Raw genomic sequence first — 25,073 nt, 5'->3', positions numbered from 1 at the left:
AACCTAACCGGGCTGTGTATTCAAAACACGCTGCGTGGCAGCAGCGAGCCTGCGAATCTGAGCAACGGTTACAGGCTCCGTCTCTTTCGATCGCTGCAACTCCCCGATATTCAAAAGGTCTTGCGGATCATACTTGTTCTTCAAAGCACAAAACTTCGCCCAAGTCTCTGCGTCGTAATAGTCCGCATAGTCTAGCGACCGGCTCAGATTCTCAGCCTGTACGTAGAGGCGACCGCCTGCTTCAACAATGGATGAAACAAAGTCCTGCTCGGCTTCGACAAGAGCAGTTTCCACCTCCGGCTTGCCGATACCGCGGCAAAGCGCCATCACCCCCATAAGGACAAAGTCTTCGTCCCTCGGGTACAGCAGCGGGGGCACTGGCGCACGTCGCTTGACAAGATATCGAAAGCCGATGGGCACTCCATGCAGCGATGGCCCGACCCAACCGCCACTGGGTTCAAGCGTAGCGGAATGCCGGTCGGTCCAATCTCCGAGCAACGACCAGAATCGACCTTCTTCGTCGATCGGAACCATGGCCGAGAACCAATAAAGCCAGTCGATGCCATCCGCCCCCGGCAGATCATTTGTTTCGGATGGGTTGAGCGGATTGGTGACCGGAATTTTGCCCGATTGACCAACCGCAAATTGATTGGTGACGCCCGGAATGGCCTGAAGCCGTAAAGTGACATCCAGGACCAAACCAAATTGTCCCATTGCGGCAAATATCCAATAAAAATCCGAGTCTTCTGGCGTCAAATTATGCAACTCGCCGCAGCCATCAATCAGAGTAAGAGCCTCAACATGCGCCCAAAAGCCACCATGTGTTTCCGAAATTGAGACGTAACCGTCATTAGATTCACCGCGCGCTGCGGCCTCTCGGGTGGTTGGCGGCACGCGCAATCCCATGCCTCCGGCGTTGACATAGCCACCCAAAGTCGGGCCGGCCCATCCACCATTAAAAACCGGCAAGCTCGCTCCATGAGCGGCTACGAAATCGCGGATATCCCACATGATCGCACCGCACCCGACCCGCAGAAGGTCGGCTTCCACAACTTCGAACTGGTCAAGGCCATGGGTCAGAAACAGCGTTTCTCCTCTTCTGGGCAGGCTTGCGCCACTCAGACTATGGCCGCTGCCCCGTACACGCAGCCGGTGTCCACGAGAGAGTTCCTCGCGCCATTGCGAGATGGCTTCCGCAGCAGACTGAGGCGCGCGCAAAGATGGTTCGAGTGGCGAAAGATATAGTTTTCCGTAATCAGCGAGCGGCATAGTGAGTCTTTTCGTTGATGTCTGACCGAACGCAACTGAAAGGCCGCCTCTTGCCGGACTGATTAGGGTCGCGCGATCCGCTCCGAGGCAAGTCCCAACGCTGGAACGTCTCGTTGTCGCGTAACAAAATACCCTCCGGACAATTGCCCGAAGGGTCGCGTTGAAATTTAGCAGGTCCCGAAGGCTGCACCAATGTACTACCAGCCACTGCCAGATGTCGTAGAGGTGACCGCGGCAGCGCTCCCGACTACCGCAGCCGAGGCTGCGGACACAGCTACAGCCGCGGCTGCCGCGGTGGTTGTCACGACGCCGCCGGCAACCTTTTCCAGATCATCTTCGCCAAGCTCGCCATCGGCCTGGAGTTCCTCCTGGAAGGCACTCATGTCATCCTTGGTCCAATTCAAACCTATGGAAGCCGCATGTTCGATCTGGCCGTCCAGATCGGTGGCGCCGATTTCCTTGGCCTTGGCGCGCAATTCAGGATCTGCGGCGCAACGGCGGGCATATTCCTTCAGATTTTCAACACTCATGCTAAACCTCCCATCGACATCAACGCCACCATGCTCATTCCTGCAATCGGAGTTGTTCATAAACAGCCGCTTTCGCAAACACCGGCCATGATGGCGCGCGGACCTGTGTCGCTATAGTTGTGCAGAACAAGCAATAAAAATCAAGCAACGGTTGTGGCGAGTAGAGTAAGTAACGTCAGTACGCCGATCTGGCATTGCCAAGTCGCTCCTGCTGCCCATTTCAAATAGCAGGTGGCCGTGACCGCACTAGCAACTAAGCCAAACCTGAAGCCCTCCCGAAATCATTGCCTAGGCAATATGGGTTCAATCCCGGCACGTCGGACGTCGAGAGACTTCTAGCGGGGCGTGGAGCCATCGTCAGCAGTTAAGCGATCAATATCTGGGGAACCAAACGGTCCCCAGTTTGGATCTTGCATACAACGCAATCGGCCCAAAGGCTGCGCCAATCTGTTACCAGCCGCTGCCGCTTGTTGTGGTGGTGACTGCAGTCGCGGTTCCAACCACTGCGGCGGCTGCGGAAACAACTGCCGCTGCCGCTGCTGCGGTGGTGGTCACGACGCCGCCAGCAACTTTCTCAAGGTCATCTTCGCCAAGCTCGCCATCGGCCTGAATCTCTTCTTGGTAGGCACTCATGTCGTCCTTTGTCCACGTCAGACCCATGGATGCGGCATGTGCGATCTGGCCGTCCAGATCAGTGGCGCCGATTTCCTTGGCCTTGGCGCGCAATTCAGCATCTGCAGCGCAACGACGGGCATATTCCTTCAGGTTTTCAACGCTCATGCTAGACCTCCCATTGATATCAACGCCACCATTTCCAATCAAGGAATCGACGCTATCGATCGCGCCGCCGTTTTCCCGAACACCGGCCATGATGGCGTACAGGCCCGTGTCGCTATAGTTGTGCAGAACAAGCGACAAAAAATCAAGCAACGGTTGACACAAAAGGAAATAGAGTACCGTACTTGGCGTTGCACGTCGCTCGGAGTGCTAGTGACCGGCAGATAACCCGGTCAAGTCAGGCAACCAACTTGGCAATACCCGACGACCACAAGGAAGATGCGGAGCGCGAAGACGACATCGCGCGTGACGAGCGCGACGCTTAAACCTGTTCGGCGGCGGCAGCTTCATTATGTTCCACGACGCAACTCAGTGTTTCGCGGGCACGTTCGACTTCCCTGCTTCGGGTGCAGTTTCAGCCCGAGACACATCCGACCGCCGCCCGGCGCGCATTGCCGAGGTTCGAGTATCAATGGTGTCCCTGACGCCCTCAGTTTGAGCACTCCTACATCGCTTAGCCGCCATTTTTCTCGATTTCAGTCGCCACGATGAATAGGGCTTTTCGGCCTTTCGTTTGAAACTGTGTTATGATATCACATAATCACAAATGGAGATGGCAGTGTTTTCCTATGCAGCAAACGGCGCCGATGACACAACGGATCGGCGGATACCGGTTACCGTTCTGACAGGCTTCCTCGGAGCGGGCAAGACGACGCTATTGAACGCAGCGCTGTCCGAGATTTCCGCCGGAAAAGTCGCAGTCATTATGAATGAATTCGGCGAAGCTGGATTGGACCACGATCTGATCGAGTCCGTTGAAGACGAGATCGTGTTGATGCAATCCGGCTGCCTATGTTGCTCCATTCGAGGAGACTTGTCGGGCACAATAGCAAACTTAGTCGAACGGCGAGATGACGGAAGCCTAAGATTTGAACGGATCATCATCGAAACGACCGGGCTAGCTAACCCTAGCCCAATTCTCCAGACACTCTTGGTCGACCCCGAGCTGGCACGGACCACCCGCATGGACGGGTTGATCACCGTCGTTGATGCGGCCAACGGGCCCGCAACACTGGACGCGCAGTTCGAAGCTGTTTCGCAAGTTGCGATGGCTGATCTCATTCTGCTCAGTAAGACGGATCTAGTCACACCTACGGCAGCAGACGCGTTTGAAAACCGTCTAAGTGGCCTGAACCCTACGGCGCAGATCGAACGACCGATTGATGGTCGTTTCAAGCTCGAAAAGCTGTGGGGCCGGAGCGGCCTACGCAAGAACATAGAGCCGAAAGATGTGATTGCGTGGACAACACCCGATTCACCTCCTGAACTAGCCCCACTGAACAACCTCTCAAGCATCTCCAAACCCAAGTTGTCGCCCTTGGTGATGTCGCCACATGATGTACGGATAAGCTCGGCTTCGATTGTGTTGGACGCGCCGTTGAAAGACGTGGCTTTTGACCTTTGGCTGGACACACTGATTGCGCTCCGAGGGCCAGACATTCTGCGCGTCAAAGGCATCGTCTTTCTGGAAGGCGTCGAAACTCCATTCGTCTTCCATGGCGTTCAGCACATATTCGACCCGCCGGTCCCGATGAAGAACTGGAACGGCGGAGACCACCGCTCGCGCATTGTGGTCATTGCCCGAGACCTCAACCGCCTCGAGTTGCGGCGAAGCCTCGACATGCTGCGTGCCCATCAGCCAGAAATCGCCACAAAAGAGGAAGTGTTTCCTAACCATGATTGATACCCGTCTTCCCGTCACCGTATTGTCCGGTTTCCTTGGGGCCGGAAAAACCACCCTGTTGAATCGCGTGCTGAACAACCGCGAAGGCAGGCGCGTCGCTGTAATCGTTAATGATATGTCCGAGGTGAATATCGACGCCGACCTTGTGCGTGCGGAGACTGAGCTGAGCCGCACCGATGAGACCCTGGTCGAGATGTCCAACGGCTGTATCTGCTGTACTCTCCGCGACGACCTGCTAGCTGAAGTAAGACGCCTGGCGTCTGAAGGAAGGTTCGACTATTTGCTAATCGAGTCAACCGGCATCTCCGAGCCGTTGCCGGTCGCAGCTACCTTTGACTTCCGTGATGAAGACGATAAGAGCCTGTCTGATGTCGCCCGCCTCGACACTATGGTTACTGTTGTGGATGCGGTGAACTTGCTCAACGACTTTTCCAGCCACGATTTTCTACGCGACCGTGGCGAAACACTTGGGGAAGAGGACGAACGCACGCTGGTCCATCTTCTGACCGACCAAATTGAATTTGCAGATGTCGTGGTTCTCAACAAGGTGGAAGACGCGGGCCCCGAACGCACCGATGCCGCGCGCAAGATCATTCGCAGCCTGAATGCCGACGCCCAAATCATCGAGACGAACCATTCCGAGGTTGCAAGTTCAGCGATCCTGGATACCGGGCTATTCGACTTCGATGTCGCCCACGAACATCCGATGTGGGCAAAGGAGCTTTACGGTTTTGCCGACCACGTTCCGGAAACGGAAGAATATGGTGTTTCTTCATTCGTATACCGTGCCCGCCGACCTTTCGAGCCAGAGAAAATTCTGAACGTGCTGAACGGCGAAATGCCCGGTGTCATCCGCGCCAAAGGTCATTTCTGGATCGCATCCAGACCTGCCTGGGTTGCTGAGTTCTCGCTTGCTGGCGCGCTATCGAGCGTTAAGCCAATCGGAACCTGGTGGGCATCGGTGCCAAAGGAAAGATGGCCAGAGCATGCGTCGGCCCAAAACTACATCAAACAGCATTGGGCGGAACCCTGGGGCGACCGGCGACAAGAAATTGTATTCATTGGCGCCGGTATCGATTGGCCAGTTTTGAGTTCAAAGCTAAACGCCTGCCTCCTGCCCGAGTCCCTTGCCTCAAGCCCTGACAATCTTCCAGAAGACTTACCCGATCCATTCCCCCTTTGGCGTCGTGTTGAGGATGCCGCATGAGCTACGTCCAAACTGAAATCAAAAACGCAGCTGTAGGAGTTGGCGTCAGTGACACACCAGACGGGTTGGCGAAGATTGCAATGCCCGGTTGTGCAGCAACAATCTGGCGCCGTCAGCTAACCTCAGACTTTCAAACATGGATCGATACGCTGGATCCATTGAAACTGCCAAAAGCACGCCTCGTTCTGCGCCCAGAAGCTGTGAAAGACAAAGTGAGGCATCTGTTTGAAATCGCGGGTATGGAAGATGTCACTGAACGCGCGTGGCTTGAAGAGGATATCTCGGACCTAGCCGCGCGTTTTGCGGAAGTGATGCGCGCACCATATCTTCGCCTTCGCCTGGACGCGATCACTACAAACGCGTGCCGCAAATTCCACGTAGACGCGATCTATGCACGATTGATCTGCACTTATCGGGGTACGGGAACCCAATATGGCATTTCGCTGGACGGCGAAGACCCAAAACGGGTCTTCACTGTTGGCACCGGATCACCAATGGTCATGCGCGGGACGCTTTGGCCGCAGAACCCGCCCTCTGGTCTGCTGCACCGCTCGCCACCTATCTCAGGTACGGGCGAAACACGCCTGGTTATTGTGATTGACCCGATCTTCGATGCCGATGAGGCCCAGTGATGGGGCGCAACCTTGTCCAGACAAAACTCCGCAAGCGGCCCCGCAGAGAGGACCCAATGCGCGAACATGGATGAAGACAATCCCGCTTAGCACCCGTTTTTGCAGATTTATTCGTAAGGCGTGAGACCGCTTAGTGCGTTCCAACAACGGGCCTCGTTGTAACCGTCGAGGAAATTGGCTCCTTAGGCCCTGGCTTTCTATCCTCGACCGCTTGCCGCTTTCGCCATCTCGCAACGGTTTTTACACTGATGTCGAGCCCGCTGCTCAGCCCAGCGTTCGAAGCTTGCGATCGCCGTTTTGCTGCTCGTATGCTTACGTTCCTGTGGCGCAGCCGTGATGTAACTGTCCCATAAGGCATCCCTCCATTCCATCCAATGGATCGCACCATCAAGCCTTGAGATAAAACAGCTAATGAGATGATGATGAACCCGAGATAGCGGAAAACTGGCAACCACCATTGAACCTACGACGGTTCATATCGCTCGCATCTCTAGCGCCAAAGCAACAGCTCTTCGAATTCCCAGTCATCCCCGGTCAGATAATCCATAACCGCATCAACACTGACATCCGTACGTGTACCAAGTTTGCGATTGGGGAAGACCGACAGCCGCTGCATAAAAGCTTCAGCGTCGAAGTCAGGCTTGGCAATGCGCCAGATTTCTATCAGGGCTACGTCGATCCGCTCCCAGATTTCCATGGGCGTGCGTGAAATTATCAGCTCATCAAACCCCTGAGTGTCTGACTTCCAGACAATGGCCTCAGTGGAGCCGAGATGGGTCTGCATCCAGGCTGCCGTCTCGCGGGTGGTGACTTCTACACGATCAAAACTACGCGCACGCATCGCGTCAGGATTGAGTGAGTAATTCCCGATGTTTTCAGAATCCCGAAAGAATTCCTGAGTCGCGTCCGTGTCCCCCAGAGCCACGTTAAACAAGGATGCCCTATCCCCCAGGGGCCCGAGATTATACTGCAACGCCTGAAAATTCTTTTCATCAGGCTCTACGCACAACAAGCGAGCGATTTGCGGCACCTCGAAGGCCAGTTGCCGGCTGAACAACCCGATATTGGAGCCGATATCAACCAGAGTATAGGACTTGCCGGGCTGACAACGTGCGGCAAACGCTCCGATGTTATCGTATTCCCATGCTGCCTCCTTCACGATCTCCGGGGACATGACAGCATCATCCCTAAGCAACAGAGTTGACCCTGCAGGGCCCAGGGGTCCGTCGGCTGTCAGCTCATAAAGGGTGCCGCGTTTTGCAAGGCTTTCATGCTGAACGGTTGCGGCTGCATCATTTGATCGCGGGTGCGCTTCAAGGTGTGCCAAAGTTTGCTGGTTTTCGGCCAAGTCATAAGCGAGGCTGCGGAACAATGATGTGCTATGGCGGTTATGGCTTAACGTGACACCGTGCCAATCACGCGGTGGCGGGCCAAAGCGCGCAACAATTAAGCCGTCCCCACTGAAGGATTCATGCACGTCATGCTCGGCTTCGATAAACGCACCGCATTCCTGCAAGATTTGCAGGCATTTCTGATGTGTCAGGGGATCGCCGCTAATCTGATGCGCATGTGTTGAGACAAATACCCAATCAACCTTGCCCGCAATAAACAATTTCCGGCAGCTTTCCAACACTGCCACCTCATGACCTTGAATGTCACAATGCAGCAGCTCCAGCCGATCCCATCTTTGCTCCTTCATCAAGTGGTCCACAGAATAGCCTGGGATCTGCATCGGGCCTGAGCGTTCCCCGTGGAACGAGGCTGAGGGAATGTGTTCAGGGCCTGCAAAACCGGCCTTAAAAATGGGTTCAAGACCGTTGAGTGCTGCGTTTATGCGCCCTACTTCCAAATGCTCCGGTTCGGGTTCAAGGACAACAGAGCGCCGTTTAGGCTGATGTTGCAAAAACCAAAGGCTGTAGTAGGACCAGAAGCCGCCCAATTCGATCATTCTGGCGGTGTCGGACAAGCACTTATCCACCTCATGGAACAGGCGTTCTTCCTGCGGTTCATGGTGTCCGTTAGACAGCTTGATCAGGTTGCTCATCCAGTCGCCATAATACCCGCCGTTGAGCACGCGCAGCCCATTGTGCATTATCTGAAGCTTGCGACCTTGGGTGTCTTGATAGACTTTCCCGGCATCCGCCACTTTGGGTACGCAATCAGCATCGCGGCACCGCAACCCCAGGGCGAGGCGTTCTTCATTGGACAATGTTTCTTGGGGGTAGTTCACGCAGTACGCTCCAGATAACAACGGGCCAAATTGCCACGATGCGCGCACGATACGACCAGCGGTATCATTGTCAATGATTGGCACTCCAGCGTATCGCAAAAAAATCGCATGTGGTTGCCAGTGGCTGAAACCAGCGGTCTAACAACCCTCATAGGTCGTCCATGATGCGGCAGCTGCATCAAGGATTTTCCCATGGCATACTACTGCCAACCGCGCTAGAGACGCTCTCGATACACGATGAGTTGGAGAGTGCCATGACATTTATTTCATACGCGCAAAACGCAGAAGACCTGATTTTATGGCGCGCTCTGAAACATGTCGAGATGGGCAAATACATAGATGTCGGGGCCGCATGGCCATCCTTTCATAACGTTACCAAAGCGTTTTACGAAAGAGGCTGGAACGGGATCAATATAGAGCCCAACTCAGAGCTTCTGAGTCAACTCAATATGGAGCGTTTGCGCGATACCAACCTAGGTGTAGTGGTGGGGGAGACGCCTGGTGAGGCGGTTCTGCACATCATGAGCAACGCGGGTCTATCGAGCGTTGTTGGCGAGATCGCCGATAACCATGTCGAACTGGGGTTTGAAAAATCCGACATATCGGTGCCAATGACCACTTTGGCCGACATTTGTGACACGCATATGACGGCGGATCAGGACATCCACTTTCTCAAAGTCGACGTGGAAGGTTTTGAAAGACCTGCACTGAAAGGAAATGACTGGGAGCGTTTTCGCCCCTGGATCATTGTTGTTGAAGCAATGGAGCCGATGTCACAGGTGGAGAACCATCAGGAGTGGGAAGATATCCTGATCGAGGCGCGCTACGTTGACGTCTACTGCGATGGCTTGAACAGGTATTATCTGGCGCGCGAACATCATGATGAACTAGTGTCTGCGTTCAAATACCCTCCCAATATCTTTGATGATTATATGACGGTTGAGATGCAGTCAGCTCTCATCGAAAGAGACCAGAATGCTTCGCATATTCAAGCCCTACGGTCGGAGCAGTCTGTTATGGCCGAAAAGAACGATGCAGCCACCCAGCACATGCGGTATCTTGAGAACCGCTCGTTTCTTGAAGATATGTTTTTCAACCACAACGGCCGCCCGCGCAAAGCTTTCCGTCGAATGCTTTTCCACAGTGATGGGAAATGCCGGGGTATTTTCAAACGCCTTGTTTTCAAGAGTAACGGCGCCCCAAGGCCTGCGCTGCAATACTGGATGAAATCGGATGCCTATCAAAGCTTGCCGCGGGCGCATCCCTTATAGTTTGAATATGTTTTCCGGTGGTTTGCCTACAGGAGTCTCGGTGTTACGCCGCCCCGTCCAGCATCCAGGTAAGCGTTTCACGCAAGGGGATACGCGCCTGGCTGGGCAAAAATCGCTCAAGACGTGTGCTGTCGCCTGACAGTTCCTTGATTTCTTGCGCGCGCACAAAAGCTGGGTTCACCTCAATAGACAGATCATGGCCTGTGATCTCACGACACATTGTCACGATGTCCTGCAATCGTGTTGCCCGCCCCGAGCAAATATTGGTCACTGTGCCGGGATCAATCTGATCGAAAAACGCTTTGTAAGCGCGCGCAACATCCCGCACATCTGAGAAATCGCGCGCAACATCCAGATTGCCCAGTTCCATACGCGCCGCGCGGTCCCGAAAGTGCTGAACTATTTTGGGAATGAGAAATTTTGGATCCTGGCCGCGCCCCGTATAGTTGAAGGGCCGTATCAGCATGATGGGTAGGTTGTCCATGAACAGCCGCGCCGCATATTCCATTGCAAGTTTGGATACGCTGTAGTCATTGACTGGCATCGGCAATACCGATTCCGAGATTGGGCTTTCCGTCGTATGACCATAGATGTTGGCGGTGCTTGCCAGAACAACGCCCTTCTGACCCAAACCGCGCTCTGAAAGCCCTTCCAGAAGACAGCGGGTGCCCATCAGATTGACGCGGTAGAAATCTTCGGCCTGGCCGTGCTTCACAAACGAAATTGCGGCCAGATGCAGCACTGCATCCGGGGTCGCCTTCTCTAGCATTTGTGCCACTTGATCACTTTGGGTTAGATCAGCCGGAACATACTTCGCATCGCCCTCCACGGCGCCCGCCAGACCCGTGCTCCACACGTCCCACCCGGCATTTGTCAGTTCCCGTGCCGCGTAGTGGCCGGTGAATCCGAAGCGTCCGGTCATTAACAGGCGCCCTTTGCTCATCAGAATGATACGCCTGTACGGTTTCGTTCAAGATCTGCAAGCACCATCATTTGACACAAATCTTCCAGAGAGGTTGTCGCTTCCCAGCCCAGATCCTGCTTTGCCTTGGACGCATCTCCGATCAGCAGTTCAACTTCCGCCGGGCGATAGAATTTTGGATTGATACGGACAAGAACACGGCCGTTTTCGGCATCCATTGCGATCTCATCCTCGCCCTGCCCTTCGAATGTCACATCGATCTCGGCTGCTTTGAAGGCCATCTGCACAAAATTACGTACCGTTTCTGTCTTGCCAGTCGCTAGAACATAGGTGTCCGGTGTTTCAGTCTGCATCATGCGCCACATACCGTCCACGTAATCCCTGGCAAAGCCCCAGTCACGTTTGGCATCCAGATTGCCTAATTCCAGACAATCCAGTTGACCCAGCTTAATCTTGGCGACGCCGTCGGTGATCTTACGTGTCACAAACTCCAAACCCCGCAGAGGGCTTTCATGGTTAAACAAAATGCCGGACGTACCAAAAATATCGTAGCTTTCCCGGTAGTTGATTGTCATCCAATGAGCATAAAGTTTCGCCACACCATAGGGGCTGCGCGGATAGAACGCCGTTGTTTCGCACTGCGGAATTTCCTGCACCTTGCCAAACATTTCAGAGGTGGACGCCTGATAATACCGGATTTTCGGATTCACGATCCGCACAGTTTCGAGCAAGTGCAACGCGCCAATGCCTGTGATCTGGGATGTGGTATGAGGTTGGTCGAACGAGATGCCCACGAAACTCTGCGCCGCCAGATTGTAGATCTCATCAGGTTCAAACTTCTGAACAAGACGGATCATAGCACCCATATCCGTCAGATCCAGTTCCGCCAGTGTGAGTTTGGGGTGCCGGGCAATATCGAGACTCTCGATGCGCCAGAAATTTGTTGACACAACACGCCGGAAAGTGCCGGTGACCTCGTATCCCTTCTCAAGAAGTAGTTTGGCCAGATAGGCCCCATCTTGGCCCGTGATGCCGGTTACGATCGCTTTTTTCGCCATGCTCAACCTCTAGTGTCTTTTGCCTTCCCTAAAGTAGGAACGTTCCCTCGTCCACTGGCGAATCCTCGCCCACGTGCTGCAAGATCAAGGTGATAAATATGCCGTATCAATGGTAGGCGCCCGCGATATTGATCTGATATCTTGTGAATGGGTTCTGGTAGGATTAAAGAAACGGTAAAATATTTGATGCTGGACAGAGTGAAATGGCACAACAAAGCGCCCAAAAGCGTCCCGACGACGACGTTGCTTCAAAAATTGCAGCACTTCACGCTGAAATTGAGCGCCTGAAGCAAGCGCACACTCTCGAATTGCGTCAGCTTGAGATTGCCAGCTACAAAGCGGAGATGGAACTGGCGACTCGTTGCCGACACATGCCGAGGTCTTCTGAATCAGGATCGACTGAGCAAGCGGGGCCTCGAAAAACGTTCTTCTTTCGCGCCGACGGGCGACCTAAAAAATTCCTGCGGTTGTTCCTTTTTGCCCCGAGCGGTCAACCGCGATCACTTTGTAAACGAATCATTTTCAAAAAGAATGGCAAGCCCCGCAGCCAATATGTCACTTGGATGAAGAGTACGAAGTACCAGAGTTTGCCCAAGGCCTACAGGTGGTCGCGTTAAACAGGGAAAGCATCCCAGTGTAGATTTGAACCGGTTAAAGACCGCCACATAGATAAAATGGATGACAGCGTGTCACATAATTCCGCACAGCTTAACGAAATGATGCCGGCCGATTACGATGCGGACACTCCCGTTGTCTCGATTGTCATTCTGAATCTGGACAAGCCTGAAATGACAATTGATTGCCTCGAGGCGATCTGGAAGCGGACAAACGGCATCCCTTATGAAGTGATCGTGGTCGACAATGGCAGCACTGCAGGAAACAAGGCCATTTTGGAAAGTTATGAAGGTCCCCAAAGGGTTCTTTCGCTCGCCATAAACCGTTTTTTCGGTGAGGGGAATAACATCGGGGCCGAAGCCGCCAAAGGCGAGTATGTGCTGTTTCTCAACAATGACGTGATTGTACAAAAAGGTTGGTTGCCACCGCTTGTCGAAGTCCTGAAGACTCAACCCGACGCTGGCTGCTCGGGACCCAAATTCATTTATCCTGACGGCGACCTGCAAGAAGCCGGAGGCTTGCTAGACGAAGACGGCTCTGCCGTACAGATCGGCAAATTTCAATCACCTGATCAACCCCGGTTCAACCGGATGCGCACAGTAGATTATGTGTCGGCGGCTTGTGTTTTAATGCGGCGCAAAGACTTCATCGATGTTCTGGGTTTCGATTTTCGCTATGAACCGGCCTACTATGAAGACTGCGATCTGTGCCTGAAAATTGGCGCATTGGGAAAGAAAACCTACTACGTGCCGGCGTCGGAAGTCGAGCATTACGAGAGCACGACTACATCTGACAAGGCGCACGAGTTACGCCTCAATACGATTGTTGGGCTCAACAGGCAAAAATTTGTAACGCGCTGGCAGGATTTCCTGAAAACCGGCCGTCATGACACATTGGCAACCCCTTCTTCGCTAGTCCCCGAGACATCACGCAACAAGAAAACCGCAGGCATCTATACGCCATACAACATCATTCCGGGCGGAGGAGAACGCTATCTTCTCAGCGTCATGAGAGTGTTTGAGACACTCGGATATAGCCTGACTCTGGTAGTACCCGAAGTTTACTCGCGAATTCGCATCTCTGCGGTGCTCGAAAAGCTGGAACTCACGCTTGATGCCATTGAGATCATAACCCATCAAGAGGCTGAACAATCGCGTCGGTTTGATCTGTTTTTCAGTCTGGGCAACGAAATTTGTCCGCCTTGTAAAACACTGGGGGATATCAGCTTGTATTGCTGTCAGTTCCCCCTCCCTTCTGCTCAGCAAGAACTTGATCGTCGGCTGCCCTGGCTGACCGATTATGATGCCGTCATTTGCTATTCGGAATTTGTAGCGGAGGAGATCGGCAAGAAAATCGTGGAGTTTGACCTTCAAGACCAGCACCTGCAGGTTGTCTCGCCCCCTGTTGGTATGAAAATAGATGTGCCGAAGTCGTCACCGAAATCCGGTATTCTAGCCATTGGGCGGTTTTTCTCAGGTGGACACTGTAAGCGACAGGACATGATGGTCAGCGCCATGAAGGGATTGAAGGACAGAGGCGTTCAAAGCAGGTTGAACCTTGTTGGGTCTTTGCACCCGGAACCGGAACACCGAGAATACTTTACGAAATGCCAGACTGACGCCAAAGACCTGCCCGTTACATTTCACGTCGATGCCGCTTCCGATACGTTGGGAGATCTGTTGTATAAATCTTCTCTGTACTGGCATGGCGCGGGTTTGGGCGTGAATGTCGACAAGGACCCAGGCAACTGCGAGCATTTTGGGATCAGTGTTGTCGAAGCGATGGCCGCGCGCGTTATCCCATTTGTTGTCAACAACGGCGGACCCTCGCTCATTGTTGAAGATGGGATCTCAGGCTTTCACTATAGTTCCGAAGAAGAGCTTGTTGCTCTCACCGAAAAAGTTCTGGCATTGCCCGATGATGAAATCGAGACCCTACGCGACAACGCGGCCAAACGCGCGGCACAATTTTCTGATGAAGCCTTTCGTACGAACTTGATCGCGTTGCACGATATGATTGCACAACAGAAAACCGAGCAACTCGCTCAATCCTTGTAATTGCCGGCATACCAGTCGAAGCTAAGAATAAGTTAGAGGTGCCCCTTGGAAACCGATTTTGCCGCCGATCATATCATTGATTACAAATGTAATATTTGTGGTCACAAAAACAAATTGGCCGCTGGCGACTTTCATCGTGAGGCTGCTATCTGTGGAGGCTGCGGATCCAACGCCCGGTTCCGCGGCATCATACACGGCCTCAGTATGGCTTTGATGAAAACCTCTGTCCCTTTACCCAAGTTCACAAAAGACCGTTACGTCAAAGGGATCGGGATGAGTGAATGGGATGGATACGCCAAAGTACTCAAAAAGAAGTATGACTTTACCAATACTTATTTTCACCAGGAACCCCTTCTGGATATCACATCGGACGACTGGCAAAAATTCACGGGTCTTGATTTCGTCATTTGTACCGAAGTCTTCGAACATGTTCTCCAACCATTGCAGGTTGGTTTTGAAAACATGCGGAAGATGCTGAAAAAGGGTGGGCACTTGGTATTCTCTACCCCGTTCAACGGCAGCCCGGAGACCGTTGAGCATTTCCCCGGCATGGTTGACTTCGCGACCTGTCAGATCGGCGAGGATTGGCTGGTGGTTTCCCGAAAAGCCGACGGGAGCTATGAGATCTACGATCAGAATATCATTTTTCACGGCGGTCCCGGCACCGTACTGGAAATGCGCATGTTCGGGCGAGAGTCTTTGTTGGCGCAGCTGCGCGCCGCCGGGTTTGCTCCGACAGTCTTCTCACAAGCCATTCCTGAAATTGGTTACTATTGGCCAAAAGTGATGGATCGCCCCGAGCTGGGATACCCAGGAGAGCACTACGTGATTTTGTGCGAAGCTATTTGACGGCGTGATAAGAACTGCATTCCGAAGCCCCCGACGATGTATTTGATCTTGAAACATCTTCGGGCTGACGCGCCTTGAGATTTGTTCAAGCTGCAATCAGTCTATTACGCATATGGCTAATCGCGCCGAAGGCGGCTAGGAGTTTGAAGGACGAGCGCTCTGGTGTCAGAGTTAGTGTTCAAGCGATCCCAAAAAACGGGGCGAAAAAAATTTGGCTTTTGCAAACAGCGGGGACGGCAACATGGGGTGGTTTAAAAGGCAGCGTAAGAAGGCGTCTCTATCCGCGGCAAATATCTCGGACAAGAAACCTGCGCAGGACAAATTAATTGATTCAGAGGCATTTGTCTCAGAAGCCATCGCCTACAAAAAAGACCTTGTTGCCGCGAAGGATTTCGCAGCCCTAAGCAGTCTGTGGAAGGAGAAGAACTTTCCCTACCGCATGCGCGTTCAAGATCCTTTCTCTGACGCGTATCGCAATGAAGTATTGGATGTCTATCAGCGTTTGGTGGATACAGAATATGATGTTGCGAACGAACTGACGTCCACACATCTTTCCCCTGAGGACTTTGCGCGCGGCTATCCGTGGATGAGCAATGATATGGGTGTTGTCGCGAGCGAATTAGGGAAAGCCGTTCAAGGGTTTCGTGCTCTGGCACAATTTACCCCCGATGCGAAGAGCGTGATTGAATTCGGAGTGGGCTGGGGAAACACTGCGGTGCCATTGGCCCGCGCCGGTCTAGACGTCTGTGCGGTTGATATTGATGAGGCGTTCCTCAAGCGGACTGCCCGTGAAGCCAAGGCGCTGTCGACCAGTGTGCGTACTTTGCATGCTGATTTTCTCGAGGCTGCGCGCAACCCGGGGCAGCGCTACGACGTGGCTTTGTTCTCCTCAAGTTTTCACCATTGCCTGGAATTCGAAGAGTTGCTGCGGGCGATCAAGGAAAACGTCCTGACAGAGAACGGATGTATTGCGTTTTTTGCGGAACCAATTTCGAACGGTATGAGTTTTCCCTGGGGACTGCGATATGACGGCGAAGCCGTTTGGGCGATCACATGCAACAAGTGGCTGGAATTGGGGTTCTCTGAAGATTTCTTTCGCGAGTTGATGGCCCGCGTGGGTTTCTCCGTCGAGCCTATTCCCGATCCCTCGGGCTTGTCGGGTGCGGGTTGGCTGGCGCGTTCGTTGTAACCAAAAGTCGACTCAAATAGGGTGCGTAAAGCTTCGTAACCTAGCCCAACTGGCCCGTAGCTGGAAAAGCGGCCAACATGAGGTTTTCGTGACGAAGTCTCAGTTTGTTGTATGAGCAAGCCTTTGATTATAATTGGCTTTACGCATATTGGATTTTCTAAGGTATTGATTTGGTTAAATCTGGTTCTCGGGGCGATTTAGATCCATAAGTTCCCATATTGGAATGAGACTAGGCTCAGGACTCATACCCAATAGGTGACGAGAGCGACAAGTGCGATTGCTGACAGGAAGACCTTCGGCCATCTGTCGCAGTGGGTCGCAACCCTCCGCCCATCCTTGAGCCAGCCGAACAGGATCTCAGCATAAATCCCTTTGCCACTCCACCGCTTTCAGCGGTTGTAGAGCGTCTTATGCGGACCGTATTCTTTCGGCGCATAGCGCCGGCGTAACCCATTACAATTGATAAAGGTAACGCCACTCAGGACGCGCTTGTCATCAACGCGAGGCTTTCCGTGGGGTTTAGGAAGAAGGGTTCCAGACGCGACACTCCCTGCTAACCAGAGCCTATTGAGCCTTGTAACTTGGCAACTGCATAAGAGCATTGCGTAACGCATCGCTCCAACCGGTAGAAACGGCTTGGTAATACTCATCATCCGCCTCGATCCGGGGGCTATTGATAACGTCAAAGCTGTCCTTAGCGTAAACCTGAAGATCAAGCGGTAACCCTACGGACAAGTTCGCCTTGATTGTTGAATCGAAGGAGACGATCAGCAGTTTGATGGTATCTTCGAAACTCATGTCGGGGTCGTAGGCTCTTACGAGAATGGGTTTACCGTATTTGGCTTCACCAATCTGAAAGAAAGGGTTGTCATCGGTGATTTCGATAAAGTTGCCTTCGGGATAGATCATGAACAGTGTTGGTGCGCCGCCTTTAACTTGGCCGCCCAGAATAACCGATGCTTTGAATTTCGATGATGCTTCCTGCCCATCCGGCCTGCTGTCGCTGATCACCTCTTTCAAAGTGGCCCCGACCAGGCGTGCGATCTGAAACATCGTCGGCAACTCAAGAAGCGTCGGGTTTCGCTCGGCGACGACTTTGGATCGCTCATCAAGAAGACTCACCAAGGCTTGCGTGGTGGCAAGATTGCCTGCAGTCATCAGTGTAATGACCCTTTCGCCCGGAACACTCCATGTGAACATTTTCTTCGTGACGGAGAAGTTGTCGACGCCCGCGTTTGTGCGAGTATCTGACATAAAGACCAAGCCCTTATTCAGGCGAAGTCCAACGCAATAAGTCATTGTCTTGGTCCAGTATGGAATAGAAACAGCGAAGTGATGGCACCGTATCTATTGCTGAATCTGCAGTGACACAATCATCGATTCAGCAGAAGGCCCAAGGCGGACTCCCGTAATGGGCGCTGCCTCGTGTGAATCAAGGCCAGTCGCGATCCTGACATAGCGTTCATCCGGCGAAATGCCGTTGGAAACGTCAAATCCAACCCATCCAAGACCCTCGATATGCGCTTCGGCCCATGCATGGCTGGCCTCTTGCTCGACCCTGTCGTTCATCATCAGGTAGCCGCTGACATATCGCGCTGGAACACCCGCAGTACGGGCTGCCGAGATGAAGATCTGCGCGTGATCCTGACACACGCCGCCGCCGGCTGCGAGGGCCTCTTCTGCACTGGTCCCTGCCTCTGTGTCTGCCTCGCCATAAGGAACGGCCAACAGAACAGCCTTTGACAGCTCGTGTAGATCGCTCAGTATATCGGCATCGCCACGAATACACTTGGCAAGCTTTCGAATGCCCTTTCCTGCAGTCGTGCGAGGTGTGCTTTGGACAAAGTGCCAAAGGGGTGCAGCTCCATACACTTTACCGAATATCCCGTCGAATGAGTGTGTCTCTACTTCGCCAGAGACCTGAACACAGACCTCGGTTGCGCCGGGTTCGGCTTGAACCAACACTGTCTGGTTTTGGTATTGATCCTGAAAAGTCAGCTCTTGCGCCCCACCCGAGATCTCAACACTCCAGTCCAAAACCGTTTGGTTTTGGTTGGTGGCAGGGGTCAACCTAACCTGCTGCAAGCCATATGAGACCGGGACGTCATAAGAGTAACTTGTCGTATGTGTGATTTTCAGCTTCATGGTGCCAGATGCCTATCCAATGAACCTATAGTCTTGCTCGATCTGCTGCCCGATAGCGTTGTTATCGCGAATAAATGCTGTGATGAATTGATGCAGACCTTCGTCAAAAATAGTGTCAATCGTTTGCTGGCGAAGCTTATCGCGTTGGGCATCAATCATTTCATGACAAGGCAAGCGGATACCGTAGTCTTTGGCCAGATAGTTTAGGTTCTCTTCCAGAATTCGGCTGCAAAAGGACAACGAACGCGGGAAGCGGCTGTCAAGAATAAGAAATTCGGCAACCGCCGCCGGCGTCATCTCATCGCTGTTGAGCCATCGAAACGACCGGTGTGCAGAAACCGACCGGAGAATGGTTTCCCATTGCACATTGTCCAGCGCAGAACCGACAAAACTAGCTGTCGGCAGCAGCGTGTAGTATTTTACATCTATGATCCGTGCTGTGTTGTCAGCCCGTTCCAACACCGTACCAATTTGGGTGAAATCATAGATATCATTGCGCAGCATCGTACCTTGCATAGCTCCACGGACCAAGGCGCTGTGGCGGCGGATCTCTCCTAAGACGGCGGGTAGTTCAGTCTCTCTAATGGGCTTCTTCAACGCTTCCTTTAAACCCATCCAACTTTCGTTAACGGCTTCCCAAACTTCGGTGGTCAAAGCTGTTCGAACCATTCGAGCGTTGGTCCGCGCTTTTTCAATGGCCGAGATTACGCTGGACGGGTTCGTGGTATCCCGCAGCAGAAAATCCACAACGTTCGCGGCCATATAGCCATCGTATTTCGCATCATAGCTGCTGCGAACCCCAGCAGTAGTCACGACGGATTTCCATTCCGAGGCAGGATCTTTTGACCGTGTTAAGGCAATGCGAAACCCTGCCTCCACAAGACGAGCCGTGTTTTCGCTGCGTTCCAAAAACCTAAACATCCAGTAGAGGCCACCAGCGGTTTTTCCAAGCATTTCGCTAGTCCTCCAGAACCCATGTGTCTTTGGTGCCGCCACCCTGGCTCGAATTGACAACCAGCGACCCGTCCTTCAAGGCCACGCGCGTCAACCCGCCGGGTGTGATGCTGATGCCTTTGGGAGAAACAAGCACGAAGGGCCGTAAATCAACGTGCCGCGGAGCAAGCCCCTTTTTGGCAAAGATTGGCACTGTCGATAACGAGAGGGTCGGTTGGGCGATGTAATTTGACGGGTTCTTTTGAAGCTTGGCCGCAAAGCTTGTCAGCTCTTTCTTGCTTGCCGCAGGACCAACAAGCATCCCATAACCACCCGATCCATGCACCTCTTTGACGACCAACTCTGCCAGATGCTCGAGAACATAGGCAAGAGAGTCAGTCTCTGAACATCGCCAGGTCTGCACGTTCTTCAGGATTGCTTTTTCGCCGGTGTAGAATTCGACTATCTCAGGCATGTACGAATAAAGCGCCTTGTCGTCTGCGATCCCGGTCCCGGGCGCGTTGGCAATCGTGATGTTACCGGCGCGGTAGACATCCATAATACCGGGCACGCCCAACATGGATTCCGGCTTGAAGTTTAGTGGATCGAGGTAGTCGTCATCGACCCTGCGATAGAGCACATCAATGACTTTGTATCCCTCAGTCGTACGCATCGCGATATGACCATCGACCACCCGCAGGTCATGACCCTCAACCAGCTCAACCCCCATCTGATCGGCCAGAAAGGAGTGCTCAAAATATGCGCTGTTATGAATCCCGGGTGTCAGGATCGCCACAGTCGGCTTGCCGGTACAGTTGTCCGGCGCGCACGCGGCGAGCGAGCGCCGCAGGTTTTTTGGATAGTCGCTTACCGGCTGAACCTTTATCTGGCTGAACAGCTCGGGGAACATCTGCAGCATCGTTTCCCGATTTTCGAGCATGTAAGACACGCCTGACGGTGTGCGCGCATTGTCTTCCAAAACAAAGAAATCATCTTCGCCAGTTCGGACAATATCGGTCCCAACAATATGGGTGTAGACACTGCCGGGCGGTGTGACGCCAATCATCTGGGGCAGAAACGCTTCGTTACGCGAAATCAGTTCGACGGGGACAACACCAGCCCGCAGAATTTCCTGCCGATGATAGATGTCGTGCAGGAACGCATTGATCGCTTGTACGCGCTGTTCGATCCCCTTGGACAACTTTGTCCATTCCCGGTTCGCAATAATACGCGGGATCAAATCAAACGGGATCAGACGTTCCTGAGCCGCAGCCTGACCGTAAACGTTAAATGTAATTCCCGTTCGTCGAAAGAACGCTTCAGCTTCTTTAGATTTTTTCGAAAGGCGCGTCGGATCTTCGTTCGCAAACCACTTTTGATACTCGGCGTACGGTACTCGCACGTTATCTGAACCCAAAAGCATCTCATCAAAGTACTGTCGTTTTGAAGGCATTCAAGCATGGTAGCGGTTGTGTACCAACTTGCAATACAGCGCGTCGTTTTCTGTGAATCATCCAAGGCGAGACACCTGAATTGACTGCTTAATAAGCTCCATACGGCCATAGGATGTCATAAACGACACGTCAGCGGCATCTCGACCGATACCGATGCGAACAATCTCAGATACCTGCGCCATGCCAGTTGGATCAACTAAATGCCACTGACCCCCAAGATAGACTTCGGCCACCGCATGAAAATCCTGAGGCACAACATCCGGAGCGTAGGCACTGACAAACCGTGCGGGAATCCCTATCGCGCGCGCCATACTTATTAGCACATGGGCGTAGTCCCGGCAGACACCCCGGCGCTTGGTAAAGCTGTCTATGGCGTTGGTTGAGGAGTCACTTGCACCATTGTCATAAATGAAATTGCGCTTAATCCATTCAGACATCGCGAGCACAACTTCACCGCCCGGCTCAACACCAAACCTCCTTTGCGAAAAGGTGATGAAATCTGATGGATTGCAATATCTTGACGGCATTAGGAATTTTGTCACATCGCCAGGTATCAAAGGAAGCGGAGTGGCATGTAGAGTCCCCAGCTCTAAAGCCTGTCGGTCCACTAGAACGCATGTCTGATACAGGCATTCAAAACTACGCTCGACGTGGATCCACCGTCGTTGCCCAACTTGCTCTTCGCCCTGAACAATACGAGATGCAACTTCCGGCTGGATCGCAAATTCTGTGCCGGTACAATCCTGTTCGGCATCGGTCACAGCCTCAAGCTGCAGCAGGAGATCGCAAGGCTGCTCTGCAGAATACAACAAATGTGTTTTTATGGAAATCTGCAAAACCTGCCTCGTTTTCGCGAAACCGCAAGAACATAATTTCCCACCAACAAATCGAGTTGTCGAGTTCGAAGTGTTTGGCTGCTGTGTAGAAGCCCGGTTACGAGAGGTCGGAACCAACCTTAAATTTAGCGCATCATCGGCTCAATCTCGACTTTAGCCGGTAGATACTTACGCCACAGCGCAGCCCGTCATACCGCCAATCGCTGAGTGCGCATAACTGGGGCTACTTGATCCGGGAAAGCAGCAGGAAAATCGGCATGAGCTCGGCAAACATGGTGGTTGTTCGTTTCGTCAGGTTCGGCTCGAGAACAAAGGCAGGGGACTCGGCGTCTATCCAAACCGAAAAGCCTTTGCGCCGCAACGCATCCTCATGGGGATGATCCTTATCAAAACCGGACGGAACACGTTTCAATTCCGGATCGCCGATCCGGAAACCCCGCCCTCGCATCTTAGTGGTGGTCTGGATCAACTCTGCCCCCAGAGGCCCCGCCATCGCATCACGGAAGACGTCCAACGCCCCTTTGTCATAGTGGAAAACCCCGCAACCGAGGGACAGTTTTTCAGGAGAGAGCCCAAAGAACCACATCGGCGGCTGAACCCCTGGCCCAGCCGACATAAACGCAAGGTGCAGATGCGCGTTATAGGGTGTCTTGTCCTTAGAAAATCGAACATCGCGATAGATCCGAAAGATTTTGCTTCCGTGATCCTGCCCAGTCAGTTCACCCAGGGCCAACGCCATATCGTCGGCGAACTGCTTGCTGGGCGCTTTCAGGTGGGTCTCATAAGTCGCTTTGTTCGCCGCAAACCAATCTTTCGTGTTGTTGGCCTTCAGATCTTGCAGGAAACCAACCGCCTCAGGAGAGAAACAGTCAAATTGGGCCATACTATCCTCCGTTCAGTCTTTTTTCGGTAACGCTGCGGCGTGTTCGAGGCAAAGGTGCAGCCAACGCAACAAAGCTTTGTCATCGCAATCTGGTTCATCCACACGAACAAAACCACCCAGTTTGCGGGTTCCGTGGATCACGGCGCGGGCCGTGTGGTCTTTCAAAGCGGCGCTCTCGTTCACCTTGCCCACCCGAAACATGAACCGTCCTACGCCGTCTTGGTGTCGCCGCGCACCGCAGAGCATGTTGCCGTTCAAAAAGAAGCACAGGCCGCCCATCATCCGCTTTTCGGAAATGCCCACATGCGCGGCCAAAGCCTCTCGCATGCGGGCGTTGAGCGTTTCATCCACGGGCATCAGCTGGTCGTCCAGAGTTGCCAGAGGATCGCCAGCGCAAGCACCAACATGGTCAAGGTCGTGAGCGCCGCCCCGACCGCGCGCCCCTTGCCGTCCACAGAAGCACTAAGGCTGAAATAGTGGATCAGGCGCGCAAGCAGCAGCACTCCACCGCAGGCAGCGACCAGCCAAGGCGCGGTTCCCGCGATCTCTGCCCCTGCAAGGGCCAGCAAGGCAAGTGGGACATATTCGATGAAGTTCCCATGTGCCCGCATCAGCCGCAGCAAGCTCTCATCCTCGCCATGAAGCAAAGGAATCCCGGTCTTGGTACGACGCACGCCAACAGCAATGGCCATCGGAATGCTCATCAAAACAAAAACGGCTGTGACTACCAGCGCGATTTGCGGAAACTGTTCCATCTGATCTTTCCTTTCCAGATCGCACTCAGGACGCCATGCTTTCATAGGTGATCAGCGCGAACCGCGCGCCCTGGGGGTCCATCAGCGTGGTCATGCGGCCGACCCCCGGCATATCCATCGCGGACTGAACGATCGTAGCGCCGTTGGCCTCGGCTTTAGCGACGCTGGCATCGACGTCCGCCACGGTGAAAAAGATCGTCCAGCTTCCGTGATCCTCTGGCATTGGGGAAAAGCCACCAATGGCGGTTTCGCCCACGACAGCGGCAGAATAGCTTGACCCGTCCTGCATTGGCATGTCGTTGATGGTCCAGCCAAGCACCTCCTGATAGAACGCTTTCGCTTTGGCCTGATCGGGGCCAGAATGCCCGATCCATCCAGAGTTTCCGACAGTGGTCATCTCAAGAATACTCATGTGTATCTCCCTTGGTTACGCCCGCCACATACGAGTCTGATCCAAGGACGCGCGAAGCGAAGTGATCCCTACACGTTGCGCAAATTTTTGTGGCTGATCGCGATTTTTTCCGTGATCGCAACACGTTCGAGGGCAGTTGGACCGAGTGTCATCACGGTTTCAAAGGCAGTAATCGCTGACCGGTGATCCCCTGTTTCCTGCAAAAGCCCACCCCGCATTGCGTGAAACCAGCGATAGCTGGACAAATCCTGTGCCAATGGCTCCATCGCCTTTAACGCATGATGCGCGCCGTACAGCTTGGCCTGAGCGGCAATCTGGTTAAGTCGGACCACAGGCGTCGGTTGCAATGTATAGAGGGCAGCGTAGTGGCTTTCGATCGACGCCCAGTCCGTGTCCCCAACCGAAGCCGCTTGGGCATGTGTCGCAGCGATTGCGGCCTGGACGATATAGACACCGTGATGACCAGTCCGCTTGGCCTTCTGCAAAAGGCCTGTCGCCTCGGCGATGTCCGCACGGTTCCAAAGGCCGCGATCCTGATCGTCCAACGCGACGAGCTTTCCGCCCCTGTCAATGCGCGCATGTCGCCGGGCGTGTTGAAACAGCAAAAGCGCCAGCAAGGCGGCCTGTTCTCCCATTGCCGGAAACAGTGCCGCAAGCAGACGGGCCAGTCGGATTGCTTCCTCGCACAAAGTAAGCTTGATTTGCTTAGGACCGGCCGAGGTCGACCACCCCTCACTGAACATCAGGTAGACCATCAAGGAAACTTCGCCCAACCGTGCGCCTCTTTCCGCCGGGCTTGGCGTTTCAAAGGCGACCGGGCTTAACGATATTTTCTTTTTGGCCCGTGTGATCCGCTGCTCCATGGTTTTGGGCTTGACCAGAAATCCGCTGGCAATCTCTTCCACGCTCAACCCCAGGACCACCCGCAGAGCAATGGCAATCTGGTCCCGTCGGTCGAGTTCCGGATGGCAGCATATGAACAGCAGTCGCAAAACGTCATCGCGCATCTCGTCCGGATCCGGCGTTTCGGCGGGCATCGGCTGAAACTCCTCGATGTGGCGTGACAAGATTGCCGCACGGCGCTGTGATTTGCGGACATGATCAAGACCCGAGTTGCGCGCGGTCGTCAGCAGCCACGCCAACGGATCCCGAGGTGCCCCGTCTTTGGGCCAGACCGTCAGCGCTTTGAGGCAAGCGTCGGCAAAAGCCTCTTCGGCCATGTCGATATCCCGAAACAACCGGGTCAGGGCCGCGAGGGCACGCGGGCGGAGCAGGGCGAATGTGGCCTCAAGCCAGTCAGACATG

General features: G+C 53.6%; 24 protein-coding genes and 1 pseudogene. 8 read left to right on the top strand and 17 right to left on the bottom strand.

What is annotated here, in order from left to right; genetic code table 11:
- Window positions 1–3: 3 nt before the first annotated feature.
- The 3 genes from ACR0BU_RS13870 to ACR0BU_RS13860 form a co-directional block, all read right to left on the bottom strand.
- Window positions 4–1,269 carry an FAD-binding oxidoreductase gene (locus ACR0BU_RS13870; protein ID WP_480737903.1) on the bottom strand — a complete coding sequence of 422 codons (1,266 nt, stop codon included), beginning with the start codon at window positions 1,267–1,269 and terminating at the stop codon, window positions 4–6.
- 197 nt (window positions 1,270–1,466) lie between these two features.
- Complete coding sequence (locus ACR0BU_RS13865; RefSeq protein WP_480737901.1) at window positions 1,467–1,799, bottom strand: Nif11-like leader peptide family RiPP precursor; 333 nt, start codon at window positions 1,797–1,799, stop codon at window positions 1,467–1,469.
- A 450-nt stretch (window positions 1,800–2,249) separates the two neighbouring features.
- The gene (locus tag ACR0BU_RS13860; protein WP_298934712.1) at window positions 2,250–2,579 is read right to left on the bottom strand and encodes a Nif11-like leader peptide family RiPP precursor; all 330 of its coding nucleotides are present in this window, start codon (window positions 2,577–2,579) and stop codon (window positions 2,250–2,252) included.
- 616 nt (window positions 2,580–3,195) lie between these two features.
- Between ACR0BU_RS13860 and ACR0BU_RS13855 the strand changes: the two genes are divergently transcribed.
- From ACR0BU_RS13855 to ACR0BU_RS13845, 3 genes are read left to right on the top strand one after another with little or no spacing between them, the layout of a single operon-like run.
- Window positions 3,196–4,320: a CobW family GTP-binding protein gene (locus ACR0BU_RS13855; RefSeq protein WP_480737900.1), complete on the top strand. Its 1,125-nt coding sequence runs from the start codon at window positions 3,196–3,198 to the stop codon at window positions 4,318–4,320.
- The gene (locus tag ACR0BU_RS13850) at window positions 4,313–5,527 is read left to right on the top strand and encodes a GTP-binding protein (protein WP_480737899.1); all 1,215 of its coding nucleotides are present in this window, start codon (window positions 4,313–4,315) and stop codon (window positions 5,525–5,527) included. The genes ACR0BU_RS13855 and ACR0BU_RS13850 overlap by 8 nt, the downstream gene beginning before the upstream one ends.
- Window positions 5,524–6,159: a DUF1826 domain-containing protein gene (locus ACR0BU_RS13845; protein WP_298934709.1), complete on the top strand. Its 636-nt coding sequence runs from the start codon at window positions 5,524–5,526 to the stop codon at window positions 6,157–6,159. Before ACR0BU_RS13850 ends, ACR0BU_RS13845 begins: the two co-directional genes overlap by 4 nt.
- A gap of 490 nt (window positions 6,160–6,649) precedes the next feature.
- Here ACR0BU_RS13845 and ACR0BU_RS13840 read toward each other — a convergent pair whose 3' ends face one another.
- Entirely contained in the window at window positions 6,650–8,389 is a 1,740-nt protein-coding gene (locus tag ACR0BU_RS13840; RefSeq protein WP_480737897.1) for an FkbM family methyltransferase, read from the bottom strand.
- Window positions 8,390–8,550: 161 nt separating this feature from the next.
- Between ACR0BU_RS13840 and ACR0BU_RS13835 the strand changes: the two genes are divergently transcribed.
- Window positions 8,551–9,660, top strand: coding sequence for an FkbM family methyltransferase (locus tag ACR0BU_RS13835; RefSeq protein WP_480737896.1), 1,110 nt, complete (start codon window positions 8,551–8,553; stop codon window positions 9,658–9,660).
- A gap of 43 nt (window positions 9,661–9,703) precedes the next feature.
- Here the strand turns inward: ACR0BU_RS13835 and ACR0BU_RS13830 are convergent, their stop codons facing one another.
- The gene (locus tag ACR0BU_RS13830) at window positions 9,704–10,582 is read right to left on the bottom strand and encodes a GDP-mannose 4,6-dehydratase (protein ID WP_480737895.1); all 879 of its coding nucleotides are present in this window, start codon (window positions 10,580–10,582) and stop codon (window positions 9,704–9,706) included.
- A 20-nt stretch (window positions 10,583–10,602) separates the two neighbouring features.
- Window positions 10,603–11,640: a GDP-mannose 4,6-dehydratase gene (gene gmd / locus ACR0BU_RS13825; protein ID WP_298934705.1), complete on the bottom strand. Its 1,038-nt coding sequence runs from the start codon at window positions 11,638–11,640 to the stop codon at window positions 10,603–10,605.
- Between the two features lie 203 nt (window positions 11,641–11,843).
- On the opposite strand from gmd, the gene ACR0BU_RS13820 reads away from it, so the two are divergent.
- The 4 genes from ACR0BU_RS13820 (at window position 11,844) to ACR0BU_RS13805 (ending at window position 16,350) form a co-directional block, all read left to right on the top strand.
- The gene (locus ACR0BU_RS13820; RefSeq protein WP_298934704.1) at window positions 11,844–12,257 is read left to right on the top strand and encodes a hypothetical protein; all 414 of its coding nucleotides are present in this window, start codon (window positions 11,844–11,846) and stop codon (window positions 12,255–12,257) included.
- A gap of 69 nt (window positions 12,258–12,326) precedes the next feature.
- Entirely contained in the window at window positions 12,327–14,312 is a 1,986-nt protein-coding gene (locus ACR0BU_RS13815; protein WP_480737894.1) for a glycosyltransferase, read from the top strand.
- A 45-nt stretch (window positions 14,313–14,357) separates the two neighbouring features.
- Window positions 14,358–15,161, top strand: a complete 804-nt coding sequence (locus ACR0BU_RS13810; protein WP_298934702.1) for a class I SAM-dependent methyltransferase — start codon at window positions 14,358–14,360, stop codon at window positions 15,159–15,161.
- Window positions 15,162–15,402: 241 nt separating this feature from the next.
- Window positions 15,403–16,350: a class I SAM-dependent methyltransferase gene (locus tag ACR0BU_RS13805; protein ID WP_480737893.1), complete on the top strand. Its 948-nt coding sequence runs from the start codon at window positions 15,403–15,405 to the stop codon at window positions 16,348–16,350.
- A 392-nt stretch (window positions 16,351–16,742) separates the two neighbouring features.
- On the opposite strand, the pseudogene ACR0BU_RS13800 reads toward ACR0BU_RS13805, so the two are convergent.
- The 11 genes and pseudogenes from ACR0BU_RS13800 to ACR0BU_RS13750 form a co-directional block, all read right to left on the bottom strand.
- A pseudogene (locus tag ACR0BU_RS13800) lies at window positions 16,743–16,897 on the bottom strand (transposase); the annotation flags it as partial.
- A 17-nt stretch (window positions 16,898–16,914) separates the two neighbouring features.
- Window positions 16,915–17,649, bottom strand: a complete 735-nt coding sequence (locus ACR0BU_RS13795; protein ID WP_298934699.1) for a proteasome-type protease — start codon at window positions 17,647–17,649, stop codon at window positions 16,915–16,917.
- A 48-nt stretch (window positions 17,650–17,697) separates the two neighbouring features.
- On the bottom strand, window positions 17,698–18,495 hold the full coding sequence (locus tag ACR0BU_RS13790) for a transglutaminase family protein (protein ID WP_480737892.1): 798 nt from the start codon (window positions 18,493–18,495) through the stop codon (window positions 17,698–17,700).
- 12 nt (window positions 18,496–18,507) lie between these two features.
- Entirely contained in the window at window positions 18,508–19,449 is a 942-nt protein-coding gene (locus tag ACR0BU_RS13785) for an alpha-E domain-containing protein (RefSeq protein WP_298934696.1), read from the bottom strand.
- 4 nt (window positions 19,450–19,453) lie between these two features.
- Window positions 19,454–20,881 (bottom strand): circularly permuted type 2 ATP-grasp protein, encoded by a 1,428-nt coding sequence (locus ACR0BU_RS13780; RefSeq protein ID WP_480737890.1) that lies wholly within the window; start codon window positions 20,879–20,881, stop codon window positions 19,454–19,456.
- Window positions 20,882–20,938: 57 nt separating this feature from the next.
- Entirely contained in the window at window positions 20,939–21,718 is a 780-nt protein-coding gene (locus ACR0BU_RS13775) for a transglutaminase-like domain-containing protein (protein ID WP_480737888.1), read from the bottom strand.
- A gap of 223 nt (window positions 21,719–21,941) precedes the next feature.
- A complete protein-coding gene (locus ACR0BU_RS13770; protein WP_480737887.1) occupies window positions 21,942–22,601 on the bottom strand; it encodes a DUF2461 domain-containing protein in 660 nt (219 codons plus the stop codon).
- 12 nt (window positions 22,602–22,613) lie between these two features.
- Window positions 22,614–22,958, bottom strand: a complete 345-nt coding sequence (locus tag ACR0BU_RS13765) for a TfoX/Sxy family protein (protein ID WP_480737885.1) — start codon at window positions 22,956–22,958, stop codon at window positions 22,614–22,616.
- The gene (locus ACR0BU_RS13760) at window positions 22,958–23,356 is read right to left on the bottom strand and encodes an MAPEG family protein (RefSeq protein ID WP_480737883.1); all 399 of its coding nucleotides are present in this window, start codon (window positions 23,354–23,356) and stop codon (window positions 22,958–22,960) included. Before ACR0BU_RS13760 ends, ACR0BU_RS13765 begins: the two co-directional genes overlap by 1 nt.
- A 25-nt stretch (window positions 23,357–23,381) precedes the next feature.
- Window positions 23,382–23,768: a VOC family protein gene (locus ACR0BU_RS13755; protein ID WP_480737882.1), complete on the bottom strand. Its 387-nt coding sequence runs from the start codon at window positions 23,766–23,768 to the stop codon at window positions 23,382–23,384.
- A gap of 68 nt (window positions 23,769–23,836) precedes the next feature.
- Entirely contained in the window at window positions 23,837–25,072 is a 1,236-nt protein-coding gene (locus ACR0BU_RS13750; protein ID WP_480737881.1) for an RNA polymerase sigma factor, read from the bottom strand.
- Window position 25,073 lies beyond the last annotated feature (1 nt).

It is taken from the genome of Ruegeria sp. CK2 (assembly GCF_056536585.1).
Note: the sequence above shows the minus strand (reverse complement) of the source record. Positions and strands in the feature narration are given on the sequence as shown.

Excerpts from the sequence above, each read along its gene's own strand:
- ACR0BU_RS13870 (WP_480737903.1), bottom strand. The coding sequence starts at position 1,269 with ATGCCGCTCGCTGATTACGGAAAACTATATCTTTCGCCACTCGAACCA.
- ACR0BU_RS13865 (WP_480737901.1), bottom strand. The coding sequence starts at position 1,799 with ATGAGTGTTGAAAATCTGAAGGAATATGCCCGCCGTTGCGCCGCAGAT.
- ACR0BU_RS13860 (WP_298934712.1), bottom strand. The coding sequence starts at position 2,579 with ATGAGCGTTGAAAACCTGAAGGAATATGCCCGTCGTTGCGCTGCAGAT.
- ACR0BU_RS13850 (WP_480737899.1), top strand. The coding sequence starts at position 4,313 with ATGATTGATACCCGTCTTCCCGTCACCGTATTGTCCGGTTTCCTTGGG.
- ACR0BU_RS13845 (WP_298934709.1), top strand. The coding sequence starts at position 5,524 with ATGAGCTACGTCCAAACTGAAATCAAAAACGCAGCTGTAGGAGTTGGC.
- ACR0BU_RS13835 (WP_480737896.1), top strand. The coding sequence starts at position 8,551 with ATGATGCGGCAGCTGCATCAAGGATTTTCCCATGGCATACTACTGCCA.
- ACR0BU_RS13830 (WP_480737895.1), bottom strand. The coding sequence starts at position 10,582 with ATGACCGGACGCTTCGGATTCACCGGCCACTACGCGGCACGGGAACTG.
- gmd (WP_298934705.1), bottom strand. The coding sequence starts at position 11,640 with ATGGCGAAAAAAGCGATCGTAACCGGCATCACGGGCCAAGATGGGGCC.
- ACR0BU_RS13820 (WP_298934704.1), top strand. The coding sequence starts at position 11,844 with ATGGCACAACAAAGCGCCCAAAAGCGTCCCGACGACGACGTTGCTTCA.
- ACR0BU_RS13805 (WP_480737893.1), top strand. The coding sequence starts at position 15,403 with ATGGGGTGGTTTAAAAGGCAGCGTAAGAAGGCGTCTCTATCCGCGGCA.
- ACR0BU_RS13795 (WP_298934699.1), bottom strand. The coding sequence starts at position 17,649 with ATGACTTATTGCGTTGGACTTCGCCTGAATAAGGGCTTGGTCTTTATG.
- ACR0BU_RS13790 (WP_480737892.1), bottom strand. The coding sequence starts at position 18,495 with ATGAAGCTGAAAATCACACATACGACAAGTTACTCTTATGACGTCCCG.
- ACR0BU_RS13785 (WP_298934696.1), bottom strand. The coding sequence starts at position 19,449 with ATGCTTGGAAAAACCGCTGGTGGCCTCTACTGGATGTTTAGGTTTTTG.
- ACR0BU_RS13780 (WP_480737890.1), bottom strand. The coding sequence starts at position 20,881 with ATGCCTTCAAAACGACAGTACTTTGATGAGATGCTTTTGGGTTCAGAT.
- ACR0BU_RS13770 (WP_480737887.1), bottom strand. The coding sequence starts at position 22,601 with ATGGCCCAATTTGACTGTTTCTCTCCTGAGGCGGTTGGTTTCCTGCAA.
- ACR0BU_RS13765 (WP_480737885.1), bottom strand. The coding sequence starts at position 22,958 with ATGCCCGTGGATGAAACGCTCAACGCCCGCATGCGAGAGGCTTTGGCC.
- ACR0BU_RS13760 (WP_480737883.1), bottom strand. The coding sequence starts at position 23,356 with ATGGAACAGTTTCCGCAAATCGCGCTGGTAGTCACAGCCGTTTTTGTT.
- ACR0BU_RS13755 (WP_480737882.1), bottom strand. The coding sequence starts at position 23,768 with ATGAGTATTCTTGAGATGACCACTGTCGGAAACTCTGGATGGATCGGG.
- ACR0BU_RS13750 (WP_480737881.1), bottom strand. The coding sequence starts at position 25,072 with ATGTCTGACTGGCTTGAGGCCACATTCGCCCTGCTCCGCCCGCGTGCC.